The organism is Puniceibacterium sediminis, from assembly GCF_900188035.1.
Lineage (GTDB): Bacteria > Pseudomonadota > Alphaproteobacteria > Rhodobacterales > Rhodobacteraceae > Puniceibacterium > Puniceibacterium sediminis.
The window spans coordinates 170703-196165 of record NZ_FZNN01000005.1; the positions used below are offsets into that span (position 1 = coordinate 170703).

Below are 25463 nucleotides of genomic sequence, written 5' to 3' on the forward strand. Positions count from 1 at the left end.
TCATGGCGAAGCACCCGGGTCCTGTCCTTGTTGATACGAACGTCATTCTCGAGTCCTACCGGATCGGGGCGTGGCGGGCGTTCTCTGGCGGCTACTCGGTTGAAACCGTGGAAGATTGTGTGACGGAGACTCAAACGGGCTTTCAGCGTCGGCGAACCGAGGAGCTAATCGATTCAGCAGCACTTCGGACTTCATTGGCTGCCGTGCACGATGTGGGTGATCGCGAACGTGCGGAGGTCTTACTCAGGGCATCAGGCATCAATTTGGACATTGGTGAGCACTCACTTTGGGCCCATGCCCTCATAAGAACTGACGGATGGGTTCTGTGTGGGCCGGACAAAGCCAGTCTCCGTTTCGGCGTTCGGTCGGGGTTTCGAGACCGGCTTTTCGCTTTGGAACAGTTGCTCGATGCCGTTGGCTATCGACCGAAGCAACCTTTGAAGACAGCTTACACCAGCAAGTGGTTGGCCAATACCCTGAGCGAACTCGTTATTTCAGAAGGAATTTAGTGGTCATGACTGCCTCAGTAGATATCCGCTCAAAGATTGTTGATATGTTTCGTCGCGACCTGATCGGTCCAGGGGAACAGGACACTGATTTGGCGTTGGAAAGTCTGAACGAAAGCCCCTCGCGATGGTATTTAACTGGCTTCCTGGCGCCCGCCGAGGATCCGCTTGGGCTCGATGGCGAAGGCAACGACGATGACCCATCAGCGCAGGAGGAGATGGAAATCGGCGTTGAGGAAACGGATTCCGAGGGCGCTGGTGGCGCGGCCGGTGATAACGAGGAGCCTGAGGCCCCCAACACCAAGCGACGCTTCCTGCCCTCCTCTATTGGCCTGACAGTCTTGTTGCCTCCGGAAGTAAAAGAGATCGCGGCAAGGATTTCGTGGGGCGACTACAGGACTGAACCAGCCCTGCCTGAAAATGTACTCCTCCCGGAGCCCCTTCCCGAGGAGTTTGATGAGGATGGCAAGCCCAGGCGCAATTCCAGGCCGTTGGTGGACTGGGTTCGCACTCCAAAGGATCGGATAGTCCGAGTACCCATATGCGACGGTAGAGGCGAACCGATATTGATCCCGGAAAGCGCTGCGGAGCAACGTAGAGGCGGCGGTCTGACGTTGGAGACCCACTCTAGAACATTCAAATACGAAACCCCGGACGGAGGGCAGGAAGAGGTCCGGGCGCTCACAGTATTCCTTGTGAACCGACGAGCGACCGTCCACCGCTTCTATTCAGATGTGAGTTTCGTTTTTCAAGCGCGCCTCGAGCTCGCCTGCGAGAAGGGATTTCATCCCCGCCGAGACTTGTCTGGCACTCGTGCGGACGACTGGGATCTCCGGGTCGCCGACTTGCATTACCGAGATGTGAGTGAATGGGCCGTAGGACGAAACGCTGCAGCAAGTTGGGACCACGACGAAGATGCTCTTGGAACCGTGAAACGCGTATGGACAAATCCGTTACCCACAGCGGAAGTTGAGCGCGTCGCTCCGAACGAAGATGATGAGATCAAGTCTCTCGTTTCGTTCGAAATGGAAGCCTTGGCCGAAGCGGCAGGTAAGGATGGAAACACCCTAAATTCCCTGATCGCCAAACTCCCTGAATTATATGATGTTTGGATCGACGCCGAGCGTCAAAAACTAACGTCTCTTCCGAGTCAGAGAAAAAAGACTGGTGAACGTTTGGTATCGGAAATGGAGCAGGCACGAGATCGGATTGTAGCCGGAATCAATCTGCTACTGACGGATCCAACGGCCCGTTCCGCATTTCGCTTTATGAACCTTGCTGTCGCCGCCGCTGCGCGGCGCCGAAATGCCGGGCCTAGCGGCGATCCAAGTATGATGCCCCCCCCAACATGGAGACCCTTCCAGCTCGCCTTTATCCTTCTCAATATCTCGGGCTTGATACAGAAGACGCACCCAGACCGCGAGACAGCTGACCTCCTGTTTTTCCCGACGGGTGGTGGCAAAACTGAAGCATATCTTGGTCTTGCCGCTCTTATAATCGCTCATCGACGCCTGACGGCTTCCGGAGTGCTAGGGGCCGGTGTGTCTGTGATCATGCGCTATACTCTGCGACTATTGACCTTGGATCAGTTGGCCCGAGCAGCAGGCGTCGTATGTGCGCTCGAGCTGATGCGAACTGATCCCAAAAACATCAATGAAAACGGACGACGTCTGCTTGGCGATTGGCCTATCGAGATTGGATTGTGGGTAGGTTCAGATGCGTCTCCAAACAAACTTGGTGGCAAAGGAAAATCCGACGAAAAGACTGCAGTCGGACGAGTGCGACGATATCGCAATGGGCGTGACAAACGAGCTCCGGCGCCGCTGAAAGCCTGCCCTTGGTGTGGCACGGAATTCTCTCCATCATCATTTGCATGTACGCCGAACGAGCATGCTCCGACCAATCTTGAGATAAGATGCGCCAACACCAACTGCGATTTCAGTCGTGCGAGACCGCTTCCGGTTCTGACTGTTGATGAACCGATCTACCGACGTCTTCCTGCGTTCTTGATCGCGACCGTCGATAAATTTGCAGCGCTACCATGGGTTGGAGAGACCGGCGCCTTCTTCGGTCATGTTGACCGTTTTCGGGAGGATCTTGGCTTCTATGGTGCAGCTGAACCTGGTGAAGGAAGCCCACTTGGTAACGGATGGTCACTGTCGCCACCGGATCTTATCATTCAGGACGAATTGCACCTGATCTCTGGACCATTAGGAACGGTAGCAGGATTATATGAAGCTGCGATCGACCAACTCGCTAGTCGCAAGATTGGCGACCATGTCGTACGGCCAAAGATTGTGGCGTCTACTGCAACGGTCCGCCGGGCCTCGGATCAAATCGAAGCCCTCTTTGACAGAAGCACCACGAGCATCTTCCCGCCGCCGGGCCTTGATCGAACGGACAGTTTTTTCGCAAAGACGGTGCCTGCGAGCAAAGATCCCGCTCGTCTTTACATGGGAATAGCAGCCCAAGGTAGAGGGCCGAAACTAGTCTTCCTTCGCTCTTTGACGACCCTTCTAGCGTCGGCACAGGCGTTTTACGATGCAGAGGCTGGCTCAGGTGCCACATTGAATCCTGCTGATCCCTACATGACAGCCCTTTGCTACTTTAACGCTCTTCGCGAACTAGGCGGTGCACGCCGTATCGTTGAAGATGAAGTCCGGGACAGGTCTGGCCGCTACGGCACCCAAAGGCATCGGTTAGATCCTCCAGACTTGCCCTTCGCGGATCGCCAGATCAGGGAACCGATGGAGCTAACGTCCCGCGAGTCGACTGACAAAGTAGCTTTGGCAAAGCAAAGGCTGGAAGCCATCTTTGGGCCCGGAGCCGAAAGTGTAGACGTTGCCCTGGCCACCAACATGATCTCAGTCGGACTCGACATCACTCGTCTTGGGTTGATGATGGTCCAAGGCCAACCCAAAACGGCAGCCGAGTATATTCAGGCCACCAGTCGAGTTGGCCGCGATCCTGCCCGTCCCGGCTTGGTCGTTGCCGTCCTAAACCTCCACAAACCAAGAGACCGAATGCACTTCGAGCAATTCGGCCAATTCCATCGTACATTCTATCGCTCCGTGGAGGCGACGAGCGTCACGCCATGGGCCGCACGCGCCTTGGATCGGGGATTGGCAGCAGTCGTAGTCGCAGCGGCGCGCCACGTCGATCCCCTGCTGACGCCAGAAAATGCCGTTACTGAACTGAAGAATTCGCCCCAAGTTCGCCAAGACGTGCGCGAAGCTATTGTAGCTAGGGCTCCGGCGCAAATGATCGCAGGTGGTCACGCCGCCCTTAGGGCCGCAATTGATGACATAATCGATGCATGGATTTCAACTGGGGACGACCAATCTGCTGGGGGCAATCAGTTCGCCTACGCCAAGAAGAAGAGCCCCCATCGACTTCTACATATGCCCTTGGAGCCGGATTGGGCCAATCTCGATGAACCCCATCGCAAGTTTGTCGCTGGCCGGTCGATGAGAGACGTCGAGTCGAGTGTAGCTCTCAAGGTCAGAGATCCGCACGGAAATACAATCGCAAACGCGGATGATCTAACATGACAAAGAATTCTCAGAGACTTAGCCAGCTCATCTCGACCTTTGGCCCCGGCTCGATGATCGACCTTCCGACACGCTCTGTGATCGTTGCGGGTCTGGAATGGTGGGATATGCGGGGCAACTCGTTCACTACAATTCCTGAGCCACGGCTTACGATGCGCCTCGAGCAATTGTTAAAGGATCAGGGTCGGCTTGATCCGGAAGTCCATCTTTCGCTGCGAACGCCGCCTGTGTCGAACGAGCTCGGGCATGGAGCTCCTCAAGGTGTGGCGGCACCCGTTTTTCCGACGTGGTTTGTTTGCGAGCAGGTAGAGACGGGCAGTGGCCCGAACTCGAGCCTACGAAGACGCCGCCTAGTTCGCTGGCAGGACCTCGACACCAAGGGACGACGAAAGTTCGTGTTCGATGACGGACGCAAATCAGAGGTTACTCCTATTCGCTTCGTCTGTGCCTGCGAGAAGGGACACATGCAGGACATTGATTGGCGGTGGGTCGTTCATGGCGCGGTTCAGTGCCATGAACCAATGTGGATCGAAGAGAAGGGAACAAGTGCCGACCCGGCAGACACCAGTGTGGTGTGTGGATGCGAGCGTAAGCTATCTTTGCAGGATGCTTTCCAACCAGGAAGGCTCGGAAAATGTCGTGGTGAGCGACCTTGGCTGATGGATCGAGACCCAGAGGGCTGCGGGGACAATCTTAAGCTTCTTACCCGCACTGCAACCAACACATACTTTCCGCAAGTCTACACGGTGATTTCTCTTCCTGCAGAGGAAGACGAACTTTCAAGATTGGTCGATGAGCTTTCGGGAGACCTTGCCGGAGTTCAATCTATCGACGATGTGGCGCAGGCAAAGAAGTTCAACCCGAGGGTATCAGCTTCCTTAGGAGCATATTCCAACTCGGACATTTTTGATCGCCTCAAGCGACTGCGTGATGGCGCCAGAGTTGATGCTTCAAAATCGCCAAAGCTTTCTGAATTTGATGTATTTGCAAGTGGAACAGCAGAAATTGGGACAAACAGTCCTTCGGCAAAGCTTTACGCCCAGACTCTACCGCGCTCTGTCTGGGAGGATACTTCGGCAAGAATTGACCTATCACCCATCAAGGGCCTGGTCGCTGTGCACCGCCTCCGTGAAGTATCATGTCTTTACGGCTTTACCCGGTTCGAAGCGGCACCTACGAGCGCAGATGGCGATATCGAAGATATCCAACTGGCTGTGCGTGGGGCGCCGATATCACGTCATGCGGATTGGCTTCCCGCCATTGAACAGTTTGGCGAGGGGCTCTTTGTTCACTTCGATGAGAAAGCAGTGGCCGCCTGGCTGCAGAAAACCGACGTCGCGGCGCGGCAAGGAAAGTTGATCAACGGCTATGAACACTGGCAGAGGCGTTTTTCCGGTGGGGCGCCGAGCTATCCGGGAACGGCTTACACCCTTCTTCACAGCCTGTCACATGCACTGATGGCAGAAATCGCCTTGGACTGCGGATACCCTGCGAGTTCATTGAAGGAGCGGATCTACGCACTTTCAGACTCCCGCACCGGAAGTATCCCTGAAAGGTGCGGAGTGCTCATATATACCGCGACACCTGGCGCGCAGGGTACTCTGGGTGGACTTGTTGCAGCTGGATCCAGGTTCACGCGAATTCTGGAAGGTGCGCTAGATCGCCTGAAAGTCTGCTCGAATGACCCTATTTGCGCAGACCACGAACCTGACGGACGGAGTGGCGACCGCGCCACCCACGGCGCGGCTTGCCACGGCTGCCTCCTGATCGCTGAAACTAGCTGCGAGATGCGAAATCTTTTTCTCGACCGCAGCCTGCTAGTTCCGACGATGGGTGGGCATGGGTCAAGTTTCTTTGACTGAAGCGATTGATAGGCTGTCCAATATGCGGCTCTAGCGCGATTTCCGTGCGATCATGGCTGGCATGCACGAGCCTGATCCCGCATCACAGCGTAATCGCCCATCATCTCGACTACGGCCGATCTCTCCGGCAGCATTGCCAATTCCTCGGCCGCCTGCGCCTGAAGTTCCCGCCTGTATTCCATGACCGGTGGGCAAGCCTCCAAGCCGATCGCTTCAAAACCCGCCGTCGCGCAGCCGGTCAACCAGTTCGCCGCGATCGCGAGGACGGCGAGCCGCCGCCTCCAGCATCCGTCGTTGGATTTCATTGGCCTTCTCCGTTGCTTCAAGGCGTTCGGCAAGTCGCCCCGTGCGCTCACCTGCGCGGCGGATCGACAGCAGGAACAGAACGATGGTGAGAGCGATCGCACCATAATGCAGGGCCGCCCGCATCCATGGGGTGGCAGCGATTCCGCCGAAAATGGTCGCGATCATCGCCGCCCCCGCTTCCAGTCATCAAGGCGCGCGTAGATCGTGACCGCGATGCCCCCAAGCGCCACAGCGATGAACACCCAGCGGAGCGTGTCGAGGTATGGCACCAGCGGCAGGACGGCGGACTGGGTCTCAGAGAGGACGTTCTGCGCCACCTCAACCCCCGCCGCGCCCAGCGTCGCCATTCCGGCCGCTCCGCCACCTTTCATGGTGCGGCTATCGGCCAAGACCTCACGCGCGGGCTGGGTTTCCTCGGCGAAAGCCGTCGCCCGGATGGGGAACCGCTCACCCCACTGCCGCGCCGGGCCAAGATCGACATGCATGAACCCCGAGCGCGGATAGAACCCGAACCCGAGGAAGCCGACAGCGCGTGCCGCCGCCTCGAACGCGACGGGATCGTGGTTTGACATGGCGATGTCGAAGGCCGCGCCATCCAAGTGCTTTGACCGGGTCGCCCCACCCACCGCGCGATTATGTTCCGGGCTGCGATAGGCCGAACGGACGATCAGCGGCTTGCCCAGCCGGTCGCGCAGGGCCTGAAGCTTGTCCAATGCAGGCTCGTTGACCAGCAGCTTGCCGGTGCCACGACAGGCGATTTCGGCGGGCGAGAAATTGGACCAGCGCCAAGTGCCCTTGGGCACGTCGCGCCAATGATCATAAAAGGTCGTGGTCATGGTGTCCTCCAGAACGAAAAACCCGCCTCGAGGGCGGGTGCGGTTGGGTTGATGATGAAAGATGGGGAGCGGCTACGGGCCGCCGCCGAAGATCTTGAGCTTGATGGCGATGCCCGCCAGCAGCGCCAGCATGACGCTGGTGGTGATCATGCGGACGGCGGTCTGCATGGCGGTGCGGCGCACCAGCCGGATGCAGTCAAGCAGCGAACGCAGATCACGGATGTCCAGCGCGGCCTCTTCACCATCGAGGCCAACATCGGCAAGCGCGCGCTTGGCGCCTTTCTCAGCGGCGCGTGCCAGCATGGCCTCGAACTCGGCGTCTGGCATGCGTACGAAACCCTGGTCGGATCGGGGTGGTGTCATGGGTCAATTCTCCCGCCGTTCAGCCAACCTTGCAGCCCCAGAAGGACGTGTGATCGGCGGCGAAATAGCCGTCCGCGACCCGAAAATACCCCTGCAGTTCCATGGTATCACCCGCAGTCAGCGGCACCATGGTCTGCAGCCATATCGCGGTGGCGAGCGTGACGTGGGTGGCGGAGATCTCGCCGAAGGAACCCCGGATTTCCGTGGCTCCGTTCAGCACAAGCCGCCCACGCATGCGGGCCGTGGCGCTGGCGTTGATCTTGTAGAGCAGCGTTGCGCCAAACAGGTATGTCCCGTCCACAGGTGCTGTGAAGAGGCCGGTTCCGGCATCGAAACAACCCTGATCGTTGTAGTCGGTGTTGTTTAAGCCGATCTTTGTCCAGGCTCCAACGCCCACGTAGTTGTCGTAGTTCGTGTAAGCCTTGAAGCGCGGCAGTTGCGGCTGTTCGACGATGCCGTTGGCGTTGTCGACGATCAGACCGTCGAAGAAGGTGCTGCCGTCGGCCGAAACCGCTAGGCGGAAACTGTCGGAGCCGAAGAGACCGACGAGCGCCTTTGTCACAAAACCGCTCTGCAGGGTCAGGCCGAGATCGTCGCCCGCCGCTTCCTTGTTCATGGTGTAGAACAGATCGCCGGTCCCGCCTTCGGCCACGGTCTTGGCGGTCCAGAGCGCCGCGTTCAACTTGGCGGAGAACGGGTTGGCGGCATCGGCTGTCGTGCCGAGTCCAAGTAGCCCAAGGTTCTGCAGATTTGCCGGCGTGGTGCCAATCCAACTCGCGCCATCGTAGACCAACAGCAGCCCCTCGTCCTCAACCCATGCACGCCACCCCGCCCGGGGCGGCAGGCGAAGCCAGGCCCCATCCGTGAACAGCGCCACGTTCAGGTCCCACCCCGTCCAGTCACCGGTCCCGCCGCTCGCCACGATATGGCGGTCGCCATCGGCAGGGGTGCCGGGCGGCGCGGTCAGGTCGCGGTCGAGGACGGAAAGCTGAACCAGCCCGTCGAGGATCCGCAGTGCCTCGTTATGGGTGACATGCTTCTGGGCCTGCGCCGCCAGAATGTAAGGCAGCAGCAGGTTCGTTGTGTTGTCGGACATGGGTTGGCCTTCAGAAGGTGAGCGTGACGATTTTGGGCGCACCCCGCCCGATCAGGGCGGAGAGCTGGAAGATGCGGATGGTCAGTATGTCGCCGGGCGCTAGCGACGCACCCCAATCCGCCGTTTGCTGGGCGGCCGTATAGATCGCATTGGTCGTGCCAGTAGTCAGCATGCGCTTCACCGTAGCCCCGTCGAGGATCTCGAGCTCATAGGCTTCGACCTCCTCGATCAACGGCACTTCGACCGCGCCCCAGCTGTCGGCCGCGAGGGCCCGGGACCGCCGCGTCCAGCGGATGGTCAGATCGCCGGGACTGCGTGGCCTGCGCCACGGCTGCTCGACATGCACGACGGAGAACGGACGAAGCCCCACGCCGACTGGCGTGAAGGCTTGCGCCAAATAGGTTTCGTCGCTGACCGGGCGCGCCGCCGGGCCGATGCGCCAGTTCCACGGAAGCCCGAGATCGGCCTCGGCGATCGGCAATGACGCCATCGCCGCGTCCAGCACCAAGACCCGTGCGCCTGCAGGAGCCGGATTGACCATAGCCGCTTCCGTGCCGCGCTGTCCTCGCAGGAGCCGCGTCAGCCTATAACGGCCCGGCGCGATCAACTCGGCTGCGCTCGCCTGCACGATTTCCCAAGTGCCGGGCGCGCTCTCGATGGCCAGCACATTGGCCCCACCGAACAGGGTCAGGTCGGTGATGCTTTCCAGTGTGCCCATCAGCAGATCGATCACCAGCGAATTGCCGAGATCGAACCGTGATGTGGGACCAGCATAGAAATCCGAGACTAGAGCGCCGATCCGGGCACGGCCGCCAAATGTCGTCAGTAGCTCAAACGCGTCCGTCGATGGGCTGCGGAACACCGCCATTTCGCCCGGCCAGGGAGTGGCATAGGCCGCGACAAACGGCCGATGCGCAGACTGATCCTCGGTCAGCTGTGGCAGATCCAGCAACACTGCCTCGGGTGCGCCGAACACTACGGCCTTCGAGAGTGAGGACGGTCTTGGCGATCCGGGCGGAAGGTCGTGGGCTTCCCGATCCTGGCGGACGGCTTCGATCCCGCGTGCATCCGCGTCTGCGATGGAGACCAAGCGCAGCGGATTGTGTCGCCCGTCATGGTCCAGCGTCACGACATCGGCTGGATCCAGTGCCAGTCGCGACGGTGGTAGGCGAAACGCTGCCGTCTCTCGCCCGGTCCAGGCTTCCATCAGTGCCCGGCGACAGCGCCGTTCGGCCTCCTCGGGCGGGACCGCCATGGGGAAGCTTTCCGAGGCGATGCGGGTCGTATCCACCGTGATCCGGCGCGCTTCAACTAAGGCGGCGTCGTAATCTTCATCGGCGCGTGCCACCTGCCATTTGAGCGCCTGCGGCAACTCAGTTTCCTGCGCGCGGGTCAGTTCCAGAACGTCTCCCTCGCGAGCAGCAACAAGATCGTCAAGTGCGATGGTGGTGATGGACGCCCGCCCGCGCATGAGGAAACGGATCATGCCCTCGGTCTCGACCGCGTCAAACCCGAAATGCCGCGACAGTGTGGTGATGGACGCTCGCGGGGATTCCAGTGCGCCAATCGCATATCCTTCGAGCGCACCCCAGAGACCGGTGACGTCGATCCGGGTCTCTGGCATCCCGGCACGCAAGCAGAGGTGCCGGACGAGGGCTGCCAGCGACACTGCGCCGAGCCGCCCGGTCAGCCAATGCCCGAGCCGCCAGTTCGCGCCGTCCGTCCAGACATCGGTCAGCGCCGGGAAGAACGGATAGGGCCGCGCGTCCCAGGTCCAGGCGGCGCATTCCGGCACATGCACCATACGCGCGCCGTAGACCGAGGAGACCGGGTTGTTGGCGGCCTCGTCCCACCAGAGATACGTCGCCTCGAGATAGGCGCGCTGGATCGCGTCGTCGCGCCAGCCCCGCGAGAAATGCGGCGTGAAGCTCTCCGAGGATTTCGGGTCGAAGAAGACGTTCGGCTGGTTCGTCCCCCGATCGATGGCGGGGCAACCGAGCTCGGTGAACCAGATGGGCTTCGACTGCGGGGCCCATGCCGTCGACGTAGCACTCTCCGTCCCGCCCGGACGGTCGTAGTGCACGTTCGACCACCAGGCGCGCAGATCCTTGTAGCGGAAGACCCAAAGCTTGGCCGCTGCGCCATCCGTGATCGGGATGCGAACCTGCGCGGAGCGATCAGCGGCGCTGGCATAGAACCAGTCGAAGCCTTCGCCGCCCGCGATGTTCGCCTGCAGGTAGGCGCGGTCGTAGATCGCGGGCCAGCCCTCGGCCGCGTCGGCATGTGTGAGGCCGTCGCGCCAGTCAGACAGCGGCATGTAGTTGTCGATCCCGATGAAGTCGGTGTTCGCGTCGGCCCAGAGTGGATCGAGGTGGAAGAACACATCGCCGCTGCCGTCGCCCGGCTGGTGCCCAAAGTATTCCGACCAGTCGGCGGCATAGCCGATCTTGGTGCCGGACCCGAGGATCGAGCGTACGTCAGCCAACAGATCCCGATAAGCCTGAACCGCCGGATAGGTGCTGGCACCCGAGCGGATCGTCGTCAGTCCCGGCATCTCGGTTCCTATCAGGAACGCATCGACCCCGCCCGCCGCCGCGCAGAGATGGGCGTAATGCAGCACCATGCGCCGCAGACCCCAGTCGCCGGATGGCCCGGTCCAACTGACGTTCTCGCCTGAGACGCTGAAGCTGGCGGGCGTCGCCGCGCCGAACAGTGCGGACACTTGCGTGGCGGCCGTACCGGTCTTGTCTACGCTCCCGACATATCCCGCCGCAGGCGAACAGGTGATCCTCCCCCGCCAAGGAAAGGCGGGCTGGCCCGTCTCAGCGGCGTTGTCGGAATACGGGTTCGGCAGCGTGTTGCCGGGCGGGACATCCATCAGGATGAACGGGTAGAAGGTGACGCGCAGCCCACGCGCCTTCATCTCCTGGATCGCCTGTACCACCGCGAAGTCGGCGGGCGTGCCACCATAGACCGGGCGATCCTGATCATCGCGGCTGACCAGAAAGGCATTGGTCCGGCTGACGCCATTCACGGACCATGCAGACGGCGTGGTCGATTTGGCGGTGACCTCGACGCCGGGCTGCACCTTGCAATTGCCCGCGCGCAGATCGTCGCCGAACCAGGCGACCACCAGCGATACGCTCTCGACTTTCGGGGCCATCGCCTGCAAGCGGTCCAGCGCCACCACCATGTCGGCGGTGTCGGTCAGTGCGTTCAGGTTTTCGGGCTCGGACGAGCCGCCGCCGCCCTTCCGGATGCCCTGCGTGGCATAGGCGAACTCACCTGAGGCCGGGATCATGGTGATCGCCTGCGTGAGACCCTCCGCCGTGTCCGGATCGGCCAGCGGGCGGAACACCTCGAAACTCAGCTGCGGGATGCGGTTGCCGTAATTCCCGAGCGGAAGGTCTTCGAAAACGACATAGGCGGTGCCGCGATGGGCTGGCGTGTTGGCCGCGCCCATCTTTGCCGAAATGAACGGATCGGCCGTCTGACCCTCATCGCCCGGATACCAGCGCCAGCTGATCCCGGCGGTGTCCAGCAGCTTGCCGTCGGCCCAGATGCGGCCAATGCTGGTGATCGGCCCCTCGCAGAGCGCGACCGCGAAGGACGCGTAGTAGAAGTATTCGGTGGTCTTGACCTTGCCGCCACCCCCACCGCCCTTGCCGCCGCCCTGCGTGGTGGTCTTCGTCTCCTCGCGGAAATCAGTCGCCCAGACGATGTTGCCACCGATCCGCATGCGGCCATAGAGACGCGGGATCACCGCTCCTTCCGTGGCCGAGGTGATGCGCAGATTGTCCAGCCGCGCACCTTCGATCCGCTGGGTTGGCGCGAGCGAAGAGATGATCCAGCTGTCAACTACCGAACCAATGGTGGAGCCAACGAAACCGCCGATGGTCGCGGCGCTGACGCCGAGGATCGCGCCGCCAATGCTGCCGCCAATGGCAGCGCCAGCGGCTCCGAGAACGAGGGTGGCCATATGGGGATCTCAGCGTTGCGGAAACATAAAGGCGAAGGCGATGCGCCGCCGCCAGGACGGGGTGAGCGGCTCCTCGATCACGCCGAGCCGCTCGTAGGCGTGGAGGAAGGCATCAGGCCCGGTGAGGATCCCGACATGCTTGGCAATGGCGCGGGGCATCATGCGGAACAGGACCAGCGCGCCCGGAACGACGTCAGCAGGTGCGATCTCCGGCATCATGCGCCGCGCGCCCTCGGCCAGTACCTCGCGCGGTCCGGTCTCGCCCCAATCCCGGCTGTAGGGCGGGATCGGGAACGGCTCAGGGCCGACGACCTCGCGCCAGACGCCGCGCGCCAACCCGAGGCAGTCGCAGCCAACGCCGCACAGGCTGGCCTGATCGTGATACGGCGTGCCCAGCCAGGACCGCGCTACCTTGATAACCCGGTGTTGTTTGGCAGCATTCAAAGCACCGCCCCCTCGTGCCCACCATCCTTGGTGGCATAGCGGAGAACCGCGTCTTGGCCGGGGATGTGCGGGAAGCCACGAAAGTTGACGGTATTTGCGAACTTCGCGCCGCAGGTCTCCAGGCGCTTGTCGCAGCCTGCGCGGACAATGAAGACGTCGCCTCCGGCAATGGACCGCACGGGCGCTTCGAGCAGTGTCAGCACCGCGATGCCGTCTGTCACGTCATGTGCGATGATCTCGGCGCGCCGCCCGGCATTCGTGCCGTTTGTCCATTCGACCGCGCCGAAGGTGAACCAGCCGGAGGCGAACCCGCCGAGCCCCGAGGCCGTGAAGGCCCGGTCGCGCAGGAGATCGATGACGGCGCCCGTGCCTTTGTAAGTCGGATCCTCCAGATCGACGCCACAGCGCGCATCCCCCAACGCGGCATCGCAGGTCGCCTGGAACGTGCGACCGACCGTCTGGCCCAGCACATGGGCGAGCGAGCGGACCTCGGCGACGAAGGCCAGCCGCCCGCGCCGGATCTGACCAATGGCGCCCCGGCGCATCAGCACACGCTGGCTTGTGTCCGCCCAGTTCACCCGCCAGACCTCCACCTCGGCGTTGTCCCAGCGGCCGTCCAGAATGTCGGTCTCGGAAATCCGGTCGGATGTCAGCACGCCCTCGGCGTCCTGTGCATCGACCGACAGGTCGGAGCCAGAGCGGACCTCTGACGCCGTCAACCCGCTTTCCGGCTCGAAATAGGTGCCGTCGAAGCTGAGCGTCCGGTCGTGGTCGGTGAAGCCGAAGGTCACGCCATCCGCGCGGGCAATCCGCCAGCACCAGGCGAGCGTGGTGGTGCCCTCGTCGAGATGGGCTTGCAGATCGGGATTGATGCTTTTCATCGGCGGAGTTCCAGCATTGGAATGGAGGTGATCGAGCCCAGTCTTTCGATGTCGTGCGTCACATCGAGGGCGTCGCTGTCGAAACGGACCGGCACGTCGAATTCGAAGCCCGCGGCGATGGCGACGTCCGCCCCGGGCGCGGCGCTGAAGGTGACGACACCAGTCGTGGTGTCGACCGACCAGCCGGAGAACTGCTCCACCCCACCAAGCGCGATCCGAACACTACCTGCCACCGGCTTCGCGATGGCGCGCGTCCAGAATTGCGCGCCGGAGGCGTAGCGCTTCACCAGCTTGAAGACGGTCGTCGTGCCGTCACCAGCGCCGATCAACTGATCCGTCGGCGATGGTGTGCCCGAGGGCAAACAGGACTTGTGGTCGCCCCAATCCTTGAACCGGAAGCCATGCAGTCGGCCGTTGCGTGCCTCGAAGAATGCCACAACCGCCGCCAGATCGTCCACGCGGCGGATGCCGTAGGCGACATCGTAGCGGCGGCGCGAATTGGCCCAGCTGGCGTTGCGTTCCTCGTCGCCGCTGGCCAGTTCGACGATCTGAGTGCGGCGTTCCGGCCCGCCTCGTGCGCCCCGGCTGATATTGTCAGGGAAACGCACCTCGTGAAACGCCATCACATGCCCCTCCGCCCGAGGGACACGGCGCGGGCGATGTCGGCGGCGACCTGAGTGCGGGACTGGCGGAAGCTTTCGGCGTCACGCGCCATGATCGTGACGTTGACCCCGCCCGCGCCGTAGCTCTGGGCCTCACGGCGCGACAGCACCCGCTCGCCGCGCTGGAGGATCGCGGGCACCTCGTCGTGGCGGAGGCCAGCCATGCCGCCACCGTGCATTCGGGGGGCAGCGGCGAAGGCCATGGCCGGGACCATTCGTGATGGCCCGGCCGATCCGACCATCCCGCCCGCATGCAGGACGTTGGCGAAGATGCCGCCCGCACCGGAGAACACGCCGGATAGCGCATTGGCGATCGGCCCGAGGATGAACCGCCGCGCCGCCAGCTTGGAGAGATCCGCCAACAGCGAGGTGACCAGACCGCGGAAGTCCAGCTTGCCGGTCTTCACGAACTCACCGACGGCGTTCTCGGCCGACTGAAACGCGCTGACGAGGCTCTGGCCGATATCACCGCCGATATCGCGGGCCTTGCTGGCATAGTCGCTGAGCGCAGCCGTGACCGCCTGCCAGCCGGTGACGGCGGCTTCGGTATCGGGTTCGGCGGCAGCGGCCGCAGCCCCGGCCGCAGCGCCTGCACCCGTGGCCGCCCGTCCGGCATCGCCAAGGGCCGTCTCAAGACGGTCAGCCGCGTCGGTCAGCGCGTCTGCGCCACCCTCATTGCTGCCCTGCACCGCGTCACGCAGGGCCTGCCAGCTGGCGAGTGGCGCACGCGCGCCTTCGGCCAAATCCCGCGCGGCACCGCGATACGTGTTGGCCGTGGCCAGTGCAGTATTTGCCGCCTGGGTGAGCCCGAGATCGGGCGCGGTAAGCGGGTTGTCTTCGAAGGCCCGGTCGAACGCCGCCTGTGCAGCGGTCGTCGCGGCCGTCGCGGCACCCTCGAAGCGGTTCTCGATCTGACCCAACTCAAGATCGGGGATGATCGAGATGCGCCGCTCGGACCCAAGCGCCTCCAGCCCCTGGTTGATCCCGCCGATGAACGTGTTGATCCGAGAAACAACGCCGTTCAGCATCGCTTCCACGCCATCGATCAGGCTGTTGGCTGCCTGAAACGCCAGATCGCCGATGGCGGCTGGCAGCATGCCCCAGATCGCCTTGATCGCCTCATAGGCCCCCTCAAACGTGTTCGCGGCCGTGTTGCCAAAAGCCACGACGCTCTCGATGGCGTTCTGCATGCCCGCCGCGGCATCGGCCTTCAGGTCGAAGAACATCGCCGAGGCGGCCGCGCCCGCTGCAGCAGCCCCCATCTTGATCCGATCCCAGACCTCGACGGCGAGGTCCTTCAGGAGCGACATTGCTTCGCCGAAGCCGCCCGCACCCGACACAAGGCGGGTGAACTGGTAGACAAGCTCGCCCGCGCCAACGATCAACGCCCCGATGCCGGTGCGGATCAGCGCGCCGCGCAAAAGGACCAGCGCCGTGGCGAGCCCACGGACCGACAGGGCAGCAACCGCCATCCCGGCGACCCAACGCCCTGCAAGAAAAGCCACAAACGTGGCGGCATAGGTGGTCAGGCGACCGATGTTGTCGAAAAGACCCCGGATCGCGACGCCGAGCGGACCGGTGCGGCTGGCCAGCTCCGCCATGGCATCCGCGACGGCTTCCAGCGCCGGCGCTGCGGCGACCGCCAGTTGGTTCGACAGCCCGCGCCAGATCAGCCCAAGCCGGGAGATCGCATCGTTCGTGCGCTCGATCTGGTCGGCGTCCTGCTCCGAGACCACGACCCCGAAAGCGAGGACGTCCTCGGTCGCCTGGCGCAGCGTCGCCGTGTCGATCCGGCTCATGGCGATGGAGCCTTCCTCGCCGAAGAGCTGGCCCGCTACTGCAGCGCGCTCGGCGGCAGGCACGAAGCTCTCGATGGCGGCGTTGATGGCGCCCACGCGCTGATCCAGCGGCAGGGCGATCAGCTCGGTGGCCGAGAGCCCGAGCCGGTCGAGAGCGTCGGCAGCAGGTCCGGTCCCGGCGGCGGCCTGGCTGAGGCGGCGTGTCAGATCCTTTGTCGCCTGCTCGATGCCCGACATGGAAACACCGGCCAGTTCACCCGCACGCTCCAGCGTCTGGATCGAGGCGACCGTCGTGCCAAGCGACTGCGCGAGCTTGGCCTGCGCGTCGACGGTTTGAAGCCCGGAGCGGACCATGGCCACACCCGCAGCCGCAGCGGCGGCAACCGCAGCAGCAGCCGCGATCTGGACGCGTCGCGAGAATGCCGCCAGCCGCGTATTTGCTGCCTCCATCTCCCGGCTAAGCCGACCGAACCCACGAGCACCGGCTTCGCCGACACCTTCCAACTCGGCGCGCACCTGTCGGCCGCCGACTGCGGCAAGTCGGACAGAAACGCGCTTTTCAGCCATTGGAATGATCCATCTGTTCGTTGAGTTTGGTGACCATCACCGCTTCGATGACGGGCAACAGTTCAGCTGCTGCGGCAGGTGGCACGCCGAGTGCATCGGCCAGCGCCAGCGCCGCCGACATGTCCCAGCCGACAACTGCGCCGGGAAGCACACGCAGCTGGCCGCCGAGACGGCCGACGAGGTCCCAGACCTGCCAGCCCTCGAATGTCAAAGGCTGGTTCAGCCGCGTCGGGCAGTCCGGGCAGGCTTGCGCGCAGGCTTGGCAGTATCGATCGCCCCCACCGAAGGACCATTCGGCGAGGGCGCGGAGACGTTTTTTTCCTGTTCCAGCAGCAGGCCCTTGGAAACGTAGGTCAGCTGAAAGGCCTCGAATATCGGCCAGATGTCCAGGAGCGCGTCGATGGCCTCCGGGCCAGGGTTGATCGGATTGCCATCGGCGTCACCGATGCCTTCCCAGGACAGCACCGCCCGCCGCGCCAGCGCCTTGGCGAAGGCAACCGCGCGTTCTTCGTCGGAAGCCTCGTCTGGGACAGCCTCCACGCCGGGATCGCTGCGCGTTGCCACCATCAGTGCGGTGGTCAGCGGGCGCAGCTGCACCCGCACACCCGGCGCGAGGTCGTGCCCGCGGGGTGCATTCGTCAGATCGAGCGTTAGCATCAGTAAATCTCCACATCGTTCACGAGGGTTGCGGTGCACATCCGGCCGACGGTGCTATCGCGAGCCGCCTGCCAGTCGAACGTCGCCTGCACGCCCTGCGGCCCGGAAATCTCGATCCGGGGCCGCGGCAGGTAGACGGCGTGCACGGTGAAGGTGAAGCTTTCGCCCGATGGCAGCATATAGGCGAATTCCAACTCGCAGGGATCGCCGTTGATCGCCTGAGTCACCAGCGTCTGATCAGCGAAGCGCACTTCGATGGAACCGGTCAGCGCGGCGATGGAGGGGTCTGCGCCGTCGATGCGGCCGTCCGAGCGAATGGTTTCGATCCGATCGAGGTTGTTGGCGTAGGTGATGTCGGCGGAGACCACATTGCCGAGGGCGGATCCGTTGCGCGTGATCGCCCCGTTGAAATGGCCGAAGCGCTGCAATTCGAGAGCGGCTGGCGTGCCTGCACTCGTCGTCGTGCCCACTGTCTCGCCCTGCGCGACCAGTCGCGCCGTTGCGGTCAGCAACCCAGAGCGCTGCATTTGCCAGTTGATCTGGTCGAGCACGCATCCGGAATACATCGCGAAGCGTGGCACTTCCGGCATGCCCGTCTCGATGGACATGCTGGGCAGTGTCCAGGACCCCGACTGAAACTCGTGCGTCCAGGGACCAGTCCCGGTCGTGGTCGGATCGCCAAAGGCTGCCTTCAACCAGAACCCGAAGGCCTCGGCGTCGAGCGGCACCACGACATCGCCATCCGCCGTCACTGCATCCTTGATCGGCGCCAGCGGATCGCGGCCGTAGCCCAGCAATTCGCTGTTCAAGAGTGGCTGCTCCGCCCCCAGCGAGGTGCTGGCGAAGGGCATCTTCGTGAAACCGCCCACTGGCGGCGTTCCATAGGTCGTCTCGAACGCAAGCGCCATCTGCGCCCGCGCCCCTTGGGCTCGTGCCATGAAGGATTCTCCTGTATATTGAAGCGGATGAGCCCGAGATGGGCCAGAACTCAAAAGGGCGAGATTGAATGGCGGATCAAAACTACTCTGAGGCCGGTGGCCACTCGCATCTCGGCTCAGGCTCGCGCATTACGGGCGAGCTGTATTTTCCCGGCACCGTCGAGTTACCCGGTTATGTGAAAGGGCGTGTGGAAGCGTCCTCAATCGTCATCGAGGAGGCAGGCGAAGTCGAAGGCGAAATCCATGCAGCCAGCATCGACATAAAGGGGCGTTTCAACGGCCAGGTTACGGGTGGCAAGGTCAGGTTGCATACAAGCGCGCGGGTGACCGGCGAAATCACCTATGAGAGCCTGAGCATCGAGAGCGGAGCGCAGATTGAGGGAAAGTGTAGATCCCAATCATATTCAAAAGCCACCTAGCCGGATGATCAGGCCAGCTGGTCGGCCGTTGAATAGTGCAGCACCACCGGGATCACGGCCGCCTTCAGGCTGGCCGCGCCCTCAACGGGCAGATCGACCGGGCGCGGTGCTTCCGCCTCGACCCAGTCGCAGAGGCCGCCCAGAGTGCGGTCGCCAGCAATTGCCGCACCGATGCTGGTGGTCAGGGTATCGAACGCAGCGTCACGCGCCGCGCCTTGGACCACCGCCTCGATTTCGGCGCGGTGCTGGTAGTGGTAGCGCAGGGGCGACAAAGTCACCTCGGGCTCCCCCGGCTCGCCGTCGCGCAGGATCAGCAGCCCATCGGCCGGGACGCGCTCGGGCAGCACCTCACCACGCAAGGCCGTGGCGGGCAGCGCCGAAAGCCGCGCGTGCAGCGCGGTGAGGATGGTTTCGCGGTGGCTGGGCATGGCGATTACAAGAAGCTCCCAAAACCTTTCTTGGGGGTTTGCCGCCAGCTTCTATCGAAGCTAGGCTATTGATCTAGAGAGATAGTTGGTATCGCAATTCGAGCACCGTGCTTCCACGGCGCAAACAGTCAATACGCGCTACTTTGGTCGGACCAATATTGGGCACCCTACTTTTCGGAGATCCCAGCAAACGTTGAGGAAAAGAATCACATGGCGGCAGAGGCGGTATTGGCGACAGTTCTCGAAAGCGTGGTCGGCGTGGGCTTTCGCGTGCTGATTTCGAAGATAATCCGTGATTCTCAAGGTGCTTCGGATCGCGAAATTATCATGCGGGTATTAAGCGCTGTCGAGCAGCAAGGACATGCTATTGGCAGCCTACAAGTTCGAGTTGCCTCAATCGAAAATGATGTGCGGAGATTATCGAGTCTGAGGACAGGGTTCGAATCCAACGTTACCAAGTTCTGCACAAAGTGTGGCGGACTGCCAGGCACGGTTGAACCTCGCTGTCCCGCTAGCACCCGATCCGGCACTCACCGATGGAGTGATGAAGCTGGCGACTCATTTTGCACGAAGTGCGGGCGCCTGCCGGGTATCACCGAAGCCCGCTGTCCGGCCAGCAGTCGTTCCGGAGATCATAGATGGAGCACCGGTGCCAGCGGGCAGTTCTGCTCCAAGTGCGGAGGCATCCCTGGAACGGTCGCTGCTCGTTGCCCTGCCAGCAGCCGCTCAGGAGATCATAGGTGGCAGACTACGTAGGTTATACGAACCTAAACAGACATTCCCTCAGCCAAACCGCCCCTCCACCCAATTCGCCACGATCAGCCCCGGGACGCTATCCAGCGCCCGCTCTGCGTCCCGGTCGAGGTTAAGCCGCTTCGGCAGTTTCACTTGTGGGACCAAGAGGAAGATTGGTGCGGTGACCTTGCCGCGCACGGTCTTCGATCGTGACACCACCGCCTGACCCCTAGTATTCAACCGCCCCTCGGCCACCAGCAGGCTAGGGCCCGTTCGCCGATAGACGAACCGCAGACGCAGCCCGCGTCGCCGTTCCCATTCACCGGGGGTGATACGGCCGCCGCGTGTGGATTTTCCTGCGGCGGGCAGCGGGATCGCAAGCCAGAAGCCGTCCTTCGAGCGGATCAATGGGCCGGTGTCATGCGCGCCGACAATCACCGGGGCCTTGGACCAGACCAGCGCTGCCGCATCGAGGCTTTCGCCCGATCCGGGAAAGTTCTGGTTGCGAATCGAGTTGGCGAGCCGCCGACCAAGTCCCGCACCAGTGATCTGGGTGCGCCAGGCAGTCTTGAGCCCGGTCCCAGCCTCGCGCATGGCGGAGGTCACCGCGCGTTCACCCGCCGCGACCTCGACCGCCATCATGGCCACGATGCCGGGGTCGATGTCGAGTTTCAGCCTCAAATTTCCAAAGACCTCATTTTCAGGTTACTATGTGCACTCATTTCAACTTCAGAACCGGGAGGAAAACGATGATTGATCGTGACGCGTATGTGGAGAAGGCCAAGGCGAATATCGACAAGTGGAACGCAGAGATCGACAAGATGCAGGCAAACGCCAAAGAAGCGCAGGCCGATGCCAAGATCGAATACGAGAAGCAGCTTGCCGAAATGCGAAAGCAACGCGATGAGGCCGAGGCGAAGATGAAGGAGGCGCAGCAGGCGTCAAACGCCGCTTGGGACGACATGAGCAAGGGTTTTCAAGCAGCTTGGGAAAGCATCTCAGACTCGTTCCAAAGTGCGATGAAGCGGTTCAAGTGAGCTGATCCGCTGGCCGTAGGCGTTTCAGAACACCAGCAGCCTACGACGGCCGCAAGTCCACGGTCCAGACGAGCCGCTCACGGTCGCGGACGGGCTCGCCCTGAATGAGGAAGGCGTCCCCGTCCATTTCCAAACGGTCGCCCGGCCGTGGGTTGGATACCTCCGCCACGCGCAAGTCGATGCGGGTCGTTTCCGACCAGAGCCGCGCATCGCCGAAGTCGCTGATCGCATCGGCTTGCCGCGAGACGACGCGCACCAACACAGGCGCGCCGCCGTCGGAGGTGTAGATCGCCTCTCGCCCGATGTTCGGGTCGGCGAACAGCAAGTCGACGACGGCGTCGAAGGCAGACATCACGTACGCCGAGCGCTACGCAGCACCTGCGGGCGGGTGCAGATCGGCAGAGGATTGCTTTCGATCTCGAGCCGCACCCATTCGTCGCGGTCCCGATCGGGGATCGTACGCGCGTAGAGCGGCAAGCCGAGCGTGTTCACCGTCTCGAACGTGTCAGCCGGGGCATGGTAGATCTCGAAGAGGCCTTCCACCCCTTCAGGGTAGAAGAACGCCTTGTCGGTCGGCACGCCGAAGCCCGCCCCACCTCGGTAGCGACGGAAGCTGATGCCACCAAAGCTGACTTCGTCGGCGACCCGGCCGCGCAGATCGGCGGCAGCGGCGGTGTTGAGATAGGTCTCGCGCACCTCCTTGTGGGCAATGAGATCGGCAAAGAAGGCCGAGCCGCATTCGGCGCGGACCTGCACGGCCCCGGCCGCGAGCCCGCCCATGCTGTCTTCGACGCTTTCGATCAGCGCCTGGCAGCGCTTGCGCAGCGCCCCGGAGCCCGGGGTCGCGTTGTCTAGGTCGAAGTCGATCTCGGTGGCGGGAGTGATGGCGAACTCGGTGAAGTAGTTGATCACCGTGGCGCTGTCCTTGGGGTCTTTCACAATGCCCTGAATGCCGTTCAGCAGGTGATATTCGAACGTCGCCTCCGCATCCTGGCGCAAACGGCCGAGCTTTCGGGCGACCTCGCTTTGCACTTGCTGTGTGGCACTTTCCGAGCCGAAGTCACGGATGCCCTGAATTTCAGACGCCCAGAGCACGTCCTGCTTTTTGAACTGGCGGCAGACGAAGGCGCGCATGTCGCGGCGCTCGGGAACCTGTTGCTCGGCCGCCGAGCCGCGTTCGGAGAACGGGATCAGCGACAGTGTGCCGTCCCGGCTCTCGATCACGACGGTGCGCGAGCGCACGCCGCGCGGCGAGAACAGGCTGGAGCCCGACAGGATCGCGGGCTTGAAGGGGATGTTTTCCAGAGCACGAGTGAGTTCGATGATGGTGAAGGCATCGCCTTCGAAGATATCCATGGTGGTCATGGGAATGCCTCCTTTGAGGGTTTGATCAGCGGACGAGGATGCCGACCGCCAGCAGCGCGGCATGGGCGGCGGTGATCTCGCCCTCGCTGGGGGTGCCGACAAAGACAAGATCGTAGCGATTGACGACGGCGGGGCCGCGAACCAGCGCCACGGCTGGCACATCGCCGCCTGTCGCGTCGGCCTTGCCCCAGAGCACCGCCACGGCGGTTTCAGTACCGTCGACGGCGGCGGGATCATGGGCCGCGTATTTGCCCGAAGCCGTGATCTTGCCCAGCACGGTGCCCGGATCGAGCGTGGCAAACGCTGTTCCTGTGGCGACGGTGACGGTTTCGCGGGTGTAGTCGCGGAAGGCTTCCCAAACGAGGAAGCCTCCGGGATGCGTGGTCTCGGTGAGCGTGGTCACGTTGTTATCCTTTCAGCTTGAAGGTACGGGCGACGATCTCGCCCCAGGGGCGGGCCGTCGTGGTCCGACCGGGTTGCGGGTGATGGGCGACGATCTCGGGTTCGGCCTCGGCTTTTGCCGCCAGTAGGGCCATGCGGACGTCGTCAAGACTGGCGTCCTGGTCGAGGAACCGCCCAGCCATCTGTGGCTGACCTGCAAGACGGCAAAGATCGACGATAGCGCGGGCATGGGTGATCGCCTCGGCGCGGATTGCGGCGGGATCGGGCGGTGCGCCACCCGGAGCCAGGATCGGATCGGACGGGCTGGGCATGTCGTCGGAGGCACCATGCCCCTCGGGCTCGACGGTCGCCTCGTCGCTGTCCGCCTCGCTGGTGATGTCGGCAGGTTCGACGTTGCCGTCCAGGATACTGTCAATTTCTCGGCGTGTGTCCGTGCCTGTCTCGTGGTCGCTTTCGGCCAGAACGCCCTCCGTCTCGTCCGGAACACTCGCGGGGTCTGCCACAGCCACTGCCTCAACGAGGTCGGGTGGCGCGTTGCGGAACCGGCCGATGTCGAACCGCGCGGCCATCCTCACAGGGTCCGCCAATCGATCCGCGAAGCCCGCCGCCACCGCGTCGGCCGCATCGAACCAAGTTTCGGCCGCCATCAGCGCTGCGATCTCGTCATCGGTCTTGCCGGATTTGGCGGCATATCCCCGGACGAGGCTGCCCGCGATCTTGTCGAGCGCCTCGGCCATGGCGCGCATGTCGCCTGCTGTACCCATTGCCAGACCCGACGGGTCGTGGATCATCAGGAACGCGTTTTCCGGCATGACGACCTCGTCACCCGCCATCGCGATATAAGACGCGGCCGAGGCGGCAATGCCGTCGATCCAGACCGTGACCGTTCCCTCGTGCCGCTTCAGCGCATTGTAAATCGCCACCGCATCGAACACTGACCCACCAGGGCTGTTCAGCCGCAAATCAACCGGCGTCCCCTCGGGCAGTGCGGTAAGTTCGGTAAGGAACCCCTTCGCCGAAACCCCATAGGCGCCAATTTCGTCATAGATCGCCACTTCCGCACCTGTTCCCCGGGCGCGGATCGCATACCAGCTTGTCATATTGTCACTCCTGTTCGGTGGCGGGATCGGTGGAGGCGGATCCGTCGCCTGTGTCTTCGCCTGTGCCATCTCCAGGATCAGGCCGCGCGGCGGGCGTCGCTCGCGCGCCCTGCGTTTCGCCGGGGCTCGCGCGGTAGCTCAGCCCCAGATCAGCAACGCGTTTGACATCCGCCGCATTCTCTCGGTCGACTTCTTCGACGTCATAGCCGGTGGCCTCGACCACCTTGCGCCGCGAGGTGATGCCCGCTTCCATCGCCAGCACTTGCGCCTGGATGTCCTTCAGCGGATCGACCCAATCCCAGCGTGGCGGGATCCATTGCACCGGCCGCGCGACGGCGGGATTGCCGATATCCAGCGCCCCCGACAACACAGCCGTCTCAAGCCAGCGCCGCCAGATCGGCCGACACAGCTGGTGCGCCATCACCCCGTGTTGCAGCTGGCCAATACGGCGACGGAACTCGACCAGCTCTGCCCGCAGGCTCGAATAGTTCGCCTGGCGCACATCCCCGGTGACCAGGTGATACGGCAGCCCCAGTGAAGCTGATACCGACAAGAGCGTCCGATATTGAAACGCCTCATAGCCGCCACCCACATCGGCGGGGCTCGAGAACTTCACATCCTCGCCCGGCAGCAGCACCTGCATCGTTCCCGGCTCCAGGCTGGCCATCGCCGCCCCATCGAGATCGGCTTCGGACTCGCCCATCATCGGGTCTTCCGGCGCGGTCTTGGTGATGAACCCTGCGAACATCGCCGCCGTCTTCTTCCGGTCAAGCTCGGCGTCGTCGTACTGGTCCAGCAGAAACAGCCGCACCATTGCCGGAGCCACATGAGGCAAGCCCCGTATCTGGCCTGCGTCTATTGGGCGGTAGATGTGCAGCACATCCTCAGCGGGCACGCGCACCGTCTCCGGGATCACCGCTCCCTGATCGGTGCTGTCGCCCGGATGGCGACGGCGGAAGTGATAGGCCAAGCGCCGTCCGATGCCGTCAAATTCAATCCCGCAGCGGATGCGATTGCCGTTTGCCGCCGTTTCGGTCTTCTCGAAGGGCAGCATTTCTGACTGCAGGAGCTGCAGTTGCATCGGCACCAGCAGACCATCCTCGGTCCGCCGTGGCCGCATACGCACGAAGCATTCGCCTGCCACGAACATTTCCCGCGCGACCATGGCCTGCAGGCCGTAGAAATCGGTCAACCCGTCGGCATCGGCCTCGTCGGTCCACGCAAGCCAGAGCTGCTGGACACTGTCCCGAAGCGTGGACTCCTCGATCAGAGACGACGGTTTAATCCCATCGCCCACCAGATTTGCTGCGAAGGCCTCGCAGGCATTTGCGGCGTAGCCGTTGGTAACGACCAGTTCCCGCGACCGCGCCAGCAAACGAGGGCCGCCCGAGGCGATCAGCGAATTGATGTTTTCAAGCGGCGGTTGCCAGCCCCGCAAGCGCCGCTTGGCCAAAGCGCCTTCCAGACGCGCGGACACACCAGCGGGACCGCCGGGGGCCCGGCGGCGAAAACGATCGAAGAGACCCATAC

24 protein-coding genes are annotated in these 25463 nt (G+C 62.9%); 5 read left to right on the forward strand and 19 right to left on the reverse strand.

Translation table 11 applies throughout. The features are described 5' to 3' along the window. Window positions 1-2: 2 nt before the first annotated feature. The 3 genes from CHB75_RS07760 to drmB are packed head-to-tail and all read left to right on the forward strand — an operon-like array spanning window position 3 to window position 5919. The gene (locus CHB75_RS07760) at window positions 3-509 is read left to right on the forward strand and encodes a hypothetical protein (protein WP_089269966.1); all 507 of its coding nucleotides are present in this window, start codon (window positions 3-5) and stop codon (window positions 507-509) included. 5 nt (window positions 510-514) lie between these two features. Then, a complete protein-coding gene (gene drmA, locus CHB75_RS07765; RefSeq protein WP_089269967.1) occupies window positions 515-4057 on the forward strand; it encodes a DISARM system helicase DrmA in 3543 nt (1180 codons plus the stop codon). Then, window positions 4054-5919 carry a DUF1998 domain-containing protein gene (gene drmB, locus CHB75_RS07770; protein ID WP_089269968.1) on the forward strand — a complete coding sequence of 622 codons (1866 nt, stop codon included), beginning with the start codon at window positions 4054-4056 and terminating at the stop codon, window positions 5917-5919. Before drmA ends, drmB begins: the two co-directional genes overlap by 4 nt. Before the next feature lie 213 nt (window positions 5920-6132). Here the strand turns inward: drmB and CHB75_RS07780 are convergent, their stop codons facing one another. From CHB75_RS07780 to CHB75_RS07835, 12 genes are all read right to left on the reverse strand, one after another. Beyond that, window positions 6133-6390 carry a hypothetical protein gene (locus CHB75_RS07780; RefSeq protein ID WP_089269970.1) on the reverse strand — a complete coding sequence of 86 codons (258 nt, stop codon included), beginning with the start codon at window positions 6388-6390 and terminating at the stop codon, window positions 6133-6135. Continuing rightward, window positions 6387-7061, reverse strand: coding sequence for a YcbK family protein (locus CHB75_RS07785; protein WP_089269971.1), 675 nt, complete (start codon window positions 7059-7061; stop codon window positions 6387-6389). The genes CHB75_RS07780 and CHB75_RS07785 overlap by 4 nt, the downstream gene beginning before the upstream one ends. A gap of 72 nt (window positions 7062-7133) precedes the next feature. Beyond that, window positions 7134-7424, reverse strand: coding sequence for a DUF6127 family protein (locus CHB75_RS07790; protein ID WP_089269972.1), 291 nt, complete (start codon window positions 7422-7424; stop codon window positions 7134-7136). Between the two features lie 19 nt (window positions 7425-7443). Next, window positions 7444-8520 (reverse strand): DUF2793 domain-containing protein, encoded by a 1077-nt coding sequence (locus tag CHB75_RS07795; RefSeq protein WP_089269973.1) that lies wholly within the window; start codon window positions 8518-8520, stop codon window positions 7444-7446. Between the two features lie 10 nt (window positions 8521-8530). After that, window positions 8531-12499 carry a baseplate multidomain protein megatron gene (locus tag CHB75_RS07800; protein ID WP_089269974.1) on the reverse strand — a complete coding sequence of 1323 codons (3969 nt, stop codon included), beginning with the start codon at window positions 12497-12499 and terminating at the stop codon, window positions 8531-8533. 9 nt (window positions 12500-12508) lie between these two features. Then, window positions 12509-12943 (reverse strand): NlpC/P60 family protein, encoded by a 435-nt coding sequence (locus CHB75_RS07805; protein WP_089269975.1) that lies wholly within the window; start codon window positions 12941-12943, stop codon window positions 12509-12511. Further along, complete coding sequence (locus CHB75_RS07810) at window positions 12940-13824, reverse strand: DUF2163 domain-containing protein (RefSeq protein ID WP_089269976.1); 885 nt, start codon at window positions 13822-13824, stop codon at window positions 12940-12942. Before CHB75_RS07810 ends, CHB75_RS07805 begins: the two co-directional genes overlap by 4 nt. After that, window positions 13821-14447 carry a DUF2460 domain-containing protein gene (locus CHB75_RS07815; RefSeq protein WP_089269977.1) on the reverse strand — a complete coding sequence of 209 codons (627 nt, stop codon included), beginning with the start codon at window positions 14445-14447 and terminating at the stop codon, window positions 13821-13823. Before CHB75_RS07815 ends, CHB75_RS07810 begins: the two co-directional genes overlap by 4 nt. Beyond that, the gene (locus tag CHB75_RS07820) at window positions 14447-16852 is read right to left on the reverse strand and encodes a phage tail tape measure C-terminal domain-containing protein (protein WP_089269978.1); all 2406 of its coding nucleotides are present in this window, start codon (window positions 16850-16852) and stop codon (window positions 14447-14449) included. The genes CHB75_RS07815 and CHB75_RS07820 overlap by 1 nt, the downstream gene beginning before the upstream one ends. Continuing rightward, window positions 16845-17063, reverse strand: a complete 219-nt coding sequence (locus tag CHB75_RS07825) for a DUF7697 family protein (protein WP_089269979.1) — start codon at window positions 17061-17063, stop codon at window positions 16845-16847. Before CHB75_RS07825 ends, CHB75_RS07820 begins: the two co-directional genes overlap by 8 nt. 8 nt (window positions 17064-17071) lie before the next feature. Beyond that, window positions 17072-17509, reverse strand: a complete 438-nt coding sequence (locus CHB75_RS07830; protein WP_089269980.1) for a hypothetical protein — start codon at window positions 17507-17509, stop codon at window positions 17072-17074. Further along, the gene (locus CHB75_RS07835; protein WP_089269981.1) at window positions 17509-18447 is read right to left on the reverse strand and encodes a phage tail tube protein; all 939 of its coding nucleotides are present in this window, start codon (window positions 18445-18447) and stop codon (window positions 17509-17511) included. Before CHB75_RS07835 ends, CHB75_RS07830 begins: the two co-directional genes overlap by 1 nt. A gap of 68 nt (window positions 18448-18515) precedes the next feature. Between CHB75_RS07835 and CHB75_RS07840 the strand changes: the two genes are divergently transcribed. Further along, window positions 18516-18866, forward strand: a complete 351-nt coding sequence (locus tag CHB75_RS07840; protein ID WP_089269982.1) for a bactofilin family protein — start codon at window positions 18516-18518, stop codon at window positions 18864-18866. 8 nt (window positions 18867-18874) lie between these two features. Here CHB75_RS07840 and CHB75_RS07845 read toward each other — a convergent pair whose 3' ends face one another. Then, a complete protein-coding gene (locus CHB75_RS07845) occupies window positions 18875-19294 on the reverse strand; it encodes an acyl-CoA transferase (protein WP_089269983.1) in 420 nt (139 codons plus the stop codon). A gap of 783 nt (window positions 19295-20077) precedes the next feature. After that, a complete protein-coding gene (locus CHB75_RS07850) occupies window positions 20078-20710 on the reverse strand; it encodes a DUF6441 family protein (RefSeq protein WP_089269984.1) in 633 nt (210 codons plus the stop codon). A gap of 68 nt (window positions 20711-20778) precedes the next feature. Here CHB75_RS07850 and CHB75_RS07855 point away from each other — a divergent pair, with 68 nt between their 5' ends. Continuing rightward, a complete protein-coding gene (locus CHB75_RS07855; RefSeq protein ID WP_089269985.1) occupies window positions 20779-21066 on the forward strand; it encodes a sll1863 family stress response protein in 288 nt (95 codons plus the stop codon). 40 nt (window positions 21067-21106) lie between these two features. On the opposite strand, the gene CHB75_RS07860 is transcribed toward CHB75_RS07855, so the two are convergent. The 5 genes from CHB75_RS07860 to CHB75_RS07880 are packed head-to-tail and all read right to left on the reverse strand — an operon-like array spanning window position 21107 to window position 25461. Further along, entirely contained in the window at window positions 21107-21418 is a 312-nt protein-coding gene (locus CHB75_RS07860; protein ID WP_089269986.1) for a head-tail joining protein, read from the reverse strand. Further along, window positions 21418-22431: a major capsid protein gene (locus CHB75_RS07865; protein ID WP_176439085.1), complete on the reverse strand. Its 1014-nt coding sequence runs from the start codon at window positions 22429-22431 to the stop codon at window positions 21418-21420. The genes CHB75_RS07860 and CHB75_RS07865 overlap by 1 nt, the downstream gene beginning before the upstream one ends. Before the next feature lie 25 nt (window positions 22432-22456). Further along, window positions 22457-22834 (reverse strand): head decoration protein, encoded by a 378-nt coding sequence (locus CHB75_RS07870; RefSeq protein ID WP_089269988.1) that lies wholly within the window; start codon window positions 22832-22834, stop codon window positions 22457-22459. 4 nt (window positions 22835-22838) lie between these two features. Then, window positions 22839-23933, reverse strand: coding sequence for a head maturation protease, ClpP-related (locus tag CHB75_RS07875; protein WP_176439086.1), 1095 nt, complete (start codon window positions 23931-23933; stop codon window positions 22839-22841). A 4-nt stretch (window positions 23934-23937) separates the two neighbouring features. After that, window positions 23938-25461: a phage portal protein gene (locus CHB75_RS07880; RefSeq protein WP_089269990.1), complete on the reverse strand. Its 1524-nt coding sequence runs from the start codon at window positions 25459-25461 to the stop codon at window positions 23938-23940. Window positions 25462-25463 lie beyond the last annotated feature (2 nt).

Excerpts from the sequence above, each read along its gene's own strand:
- CHB75_RS07760 (WP_089269966.1), top strand. The coding sequence starts at position 3 with ATGGCGAAGCACCCGGGTCCTGTCCTTGTTGATACGAACGTCATTCTC.
- drmA (WP_089269967.1), top strand. The coding sequence starts at position 515 with ATGACTGCCTCAGTAGATATCCGCTCAAAGATTGTTGATATGTTTCGT.
- drmB (WP_089269968.1), top strand. The coding sequence starts at position 4,054 with ATGACAAAGAATTCTCAGAGACTTAGCCAGCTCATCTCGACCTTTGGC.
- CHB75_RS07780 (WP_089269970.1), bottom strand. The coding sequence starts at position 6,390 with ATGATCGCGACCATTTTCGGCGGAATCGCTGCCACCCCATGGATGCGG.
- CHB75_RS07785 (WP_089269971.1), bottom strand. The coding sequence starts at position 7,061 with ATGACCACGACCTTTTATGATCATTGGCGCGACGTGCCCAAGGGCACT.
- CHB75_RS07790 (WP_089269972.1), bottom strand. The coding sequence starts at position 7,424 with ATGACACCACCCCGATCCGACCAGGGTTTCGTACGCATGCCAGACGCC.
- CHB75_RS07795 (WP_089269973.1), bottom strand. The coding sequence starts at position 8,520 with ATGTCCGACAACACAACGAACCTGCTGCTGCCTTACATTCTGGCGGCG.
- CHB75_RS07800 (WP_089269974.1), bottom strand. The coding sequence starts at position 12,499 with ATGGCCACCCTCGTTCTCGGAGCCGCTGGCGCTGCCATTGGCGGCAGC.
- CHB75_RS07810 (WP_089269976.1), bottom strand. The coding sequence starts at position 13,824 with ATGAAAAGCATCAATCCCGATCTGCAAGCCCATCTCGACGAGGGCACC.
- CHB75_RS07815 (WP_089269977.1), bottom strand. The coding sequence starts at position 14,447 with ATGGCGTTTCACGAGGTGCGTTTCCCTGACAATATCAGCCGGGGCGCA.
- CHB75_RS07820 (WP_089269978.1), bottom strand. The coding sequence starts at position 16,852 with ATGGCTGAAAAGCGCGTTTCTGTCCGACTTGCCGCAGTCGGCGGCCGA.
- CHB75_RS07830 (WP_089269980.1), bottom strand. The coding sequence starts at position 17,509 with ATGCTAACGCTCGATCTGACGAATGCACCCCGCGGGCACGACCTCGCG.
- CHB75_RS07835 (WP_089269981.1), bottom strand. The coding sequence starts at position 18,447 with ATGGCACGAGCCCAAGGGGCGCGGGCGCAGATGGCGCTTGCGTTCGAG.
- CHB75_RS07840 (WP_089269982.1), top strand. The coding sequence starts at position 18,516 with ATGGCGGATCAAAACTACTCTGAGGCCGGTGGCCACTCGCATCTCGGC.
- CHB75_RS07845 (WP_089269983.1), bottom strand. The coding sequence starts at position 19,294 with ATGCCCAGCCACCGCGAAACCATCCTCACCGCGCTGCACGCGCGGCTT.
- CHB75_RS07855 (WP_089269985.1), top strand. The coding sequence starts at position 20,779 with ATGATTGATCGTGACGCGTATGTGGAGAAGGCCAAGGCGAATATCGAC.
- CHB75_RS07860 (WP_089269986.1), bottom strand. The coding sequence starts at position 21,418 with ATGTCTGCCTTCGACGCCGTCGTCGACTTGCTGTTCGCCGACCCGAAC.
- CHB75_RS07865 (WP_176439085.1), bottom strand. The coding sequence starts at position 22,431 with ATGACCACCATGGATATCTTCGAAGGCGATGCCTTCACCATCATCGAA.
- CHB75_RS07875 (WP_176439086.1), bottom strand. The coding sequence starts at position 23,933 with ATGACAAGCTGGTATGCGATCCGCGCCCGGGGAACAGGTGCGGAAGTG.
- CHB75_RS07880 (WP_089269990.1), bottom strand. The coding sequence starts at position 25,461 with ATGGGTCTCTTCGATCGTTTTCGCCGCCGGGCCCCCGGCGGTCCCGCT.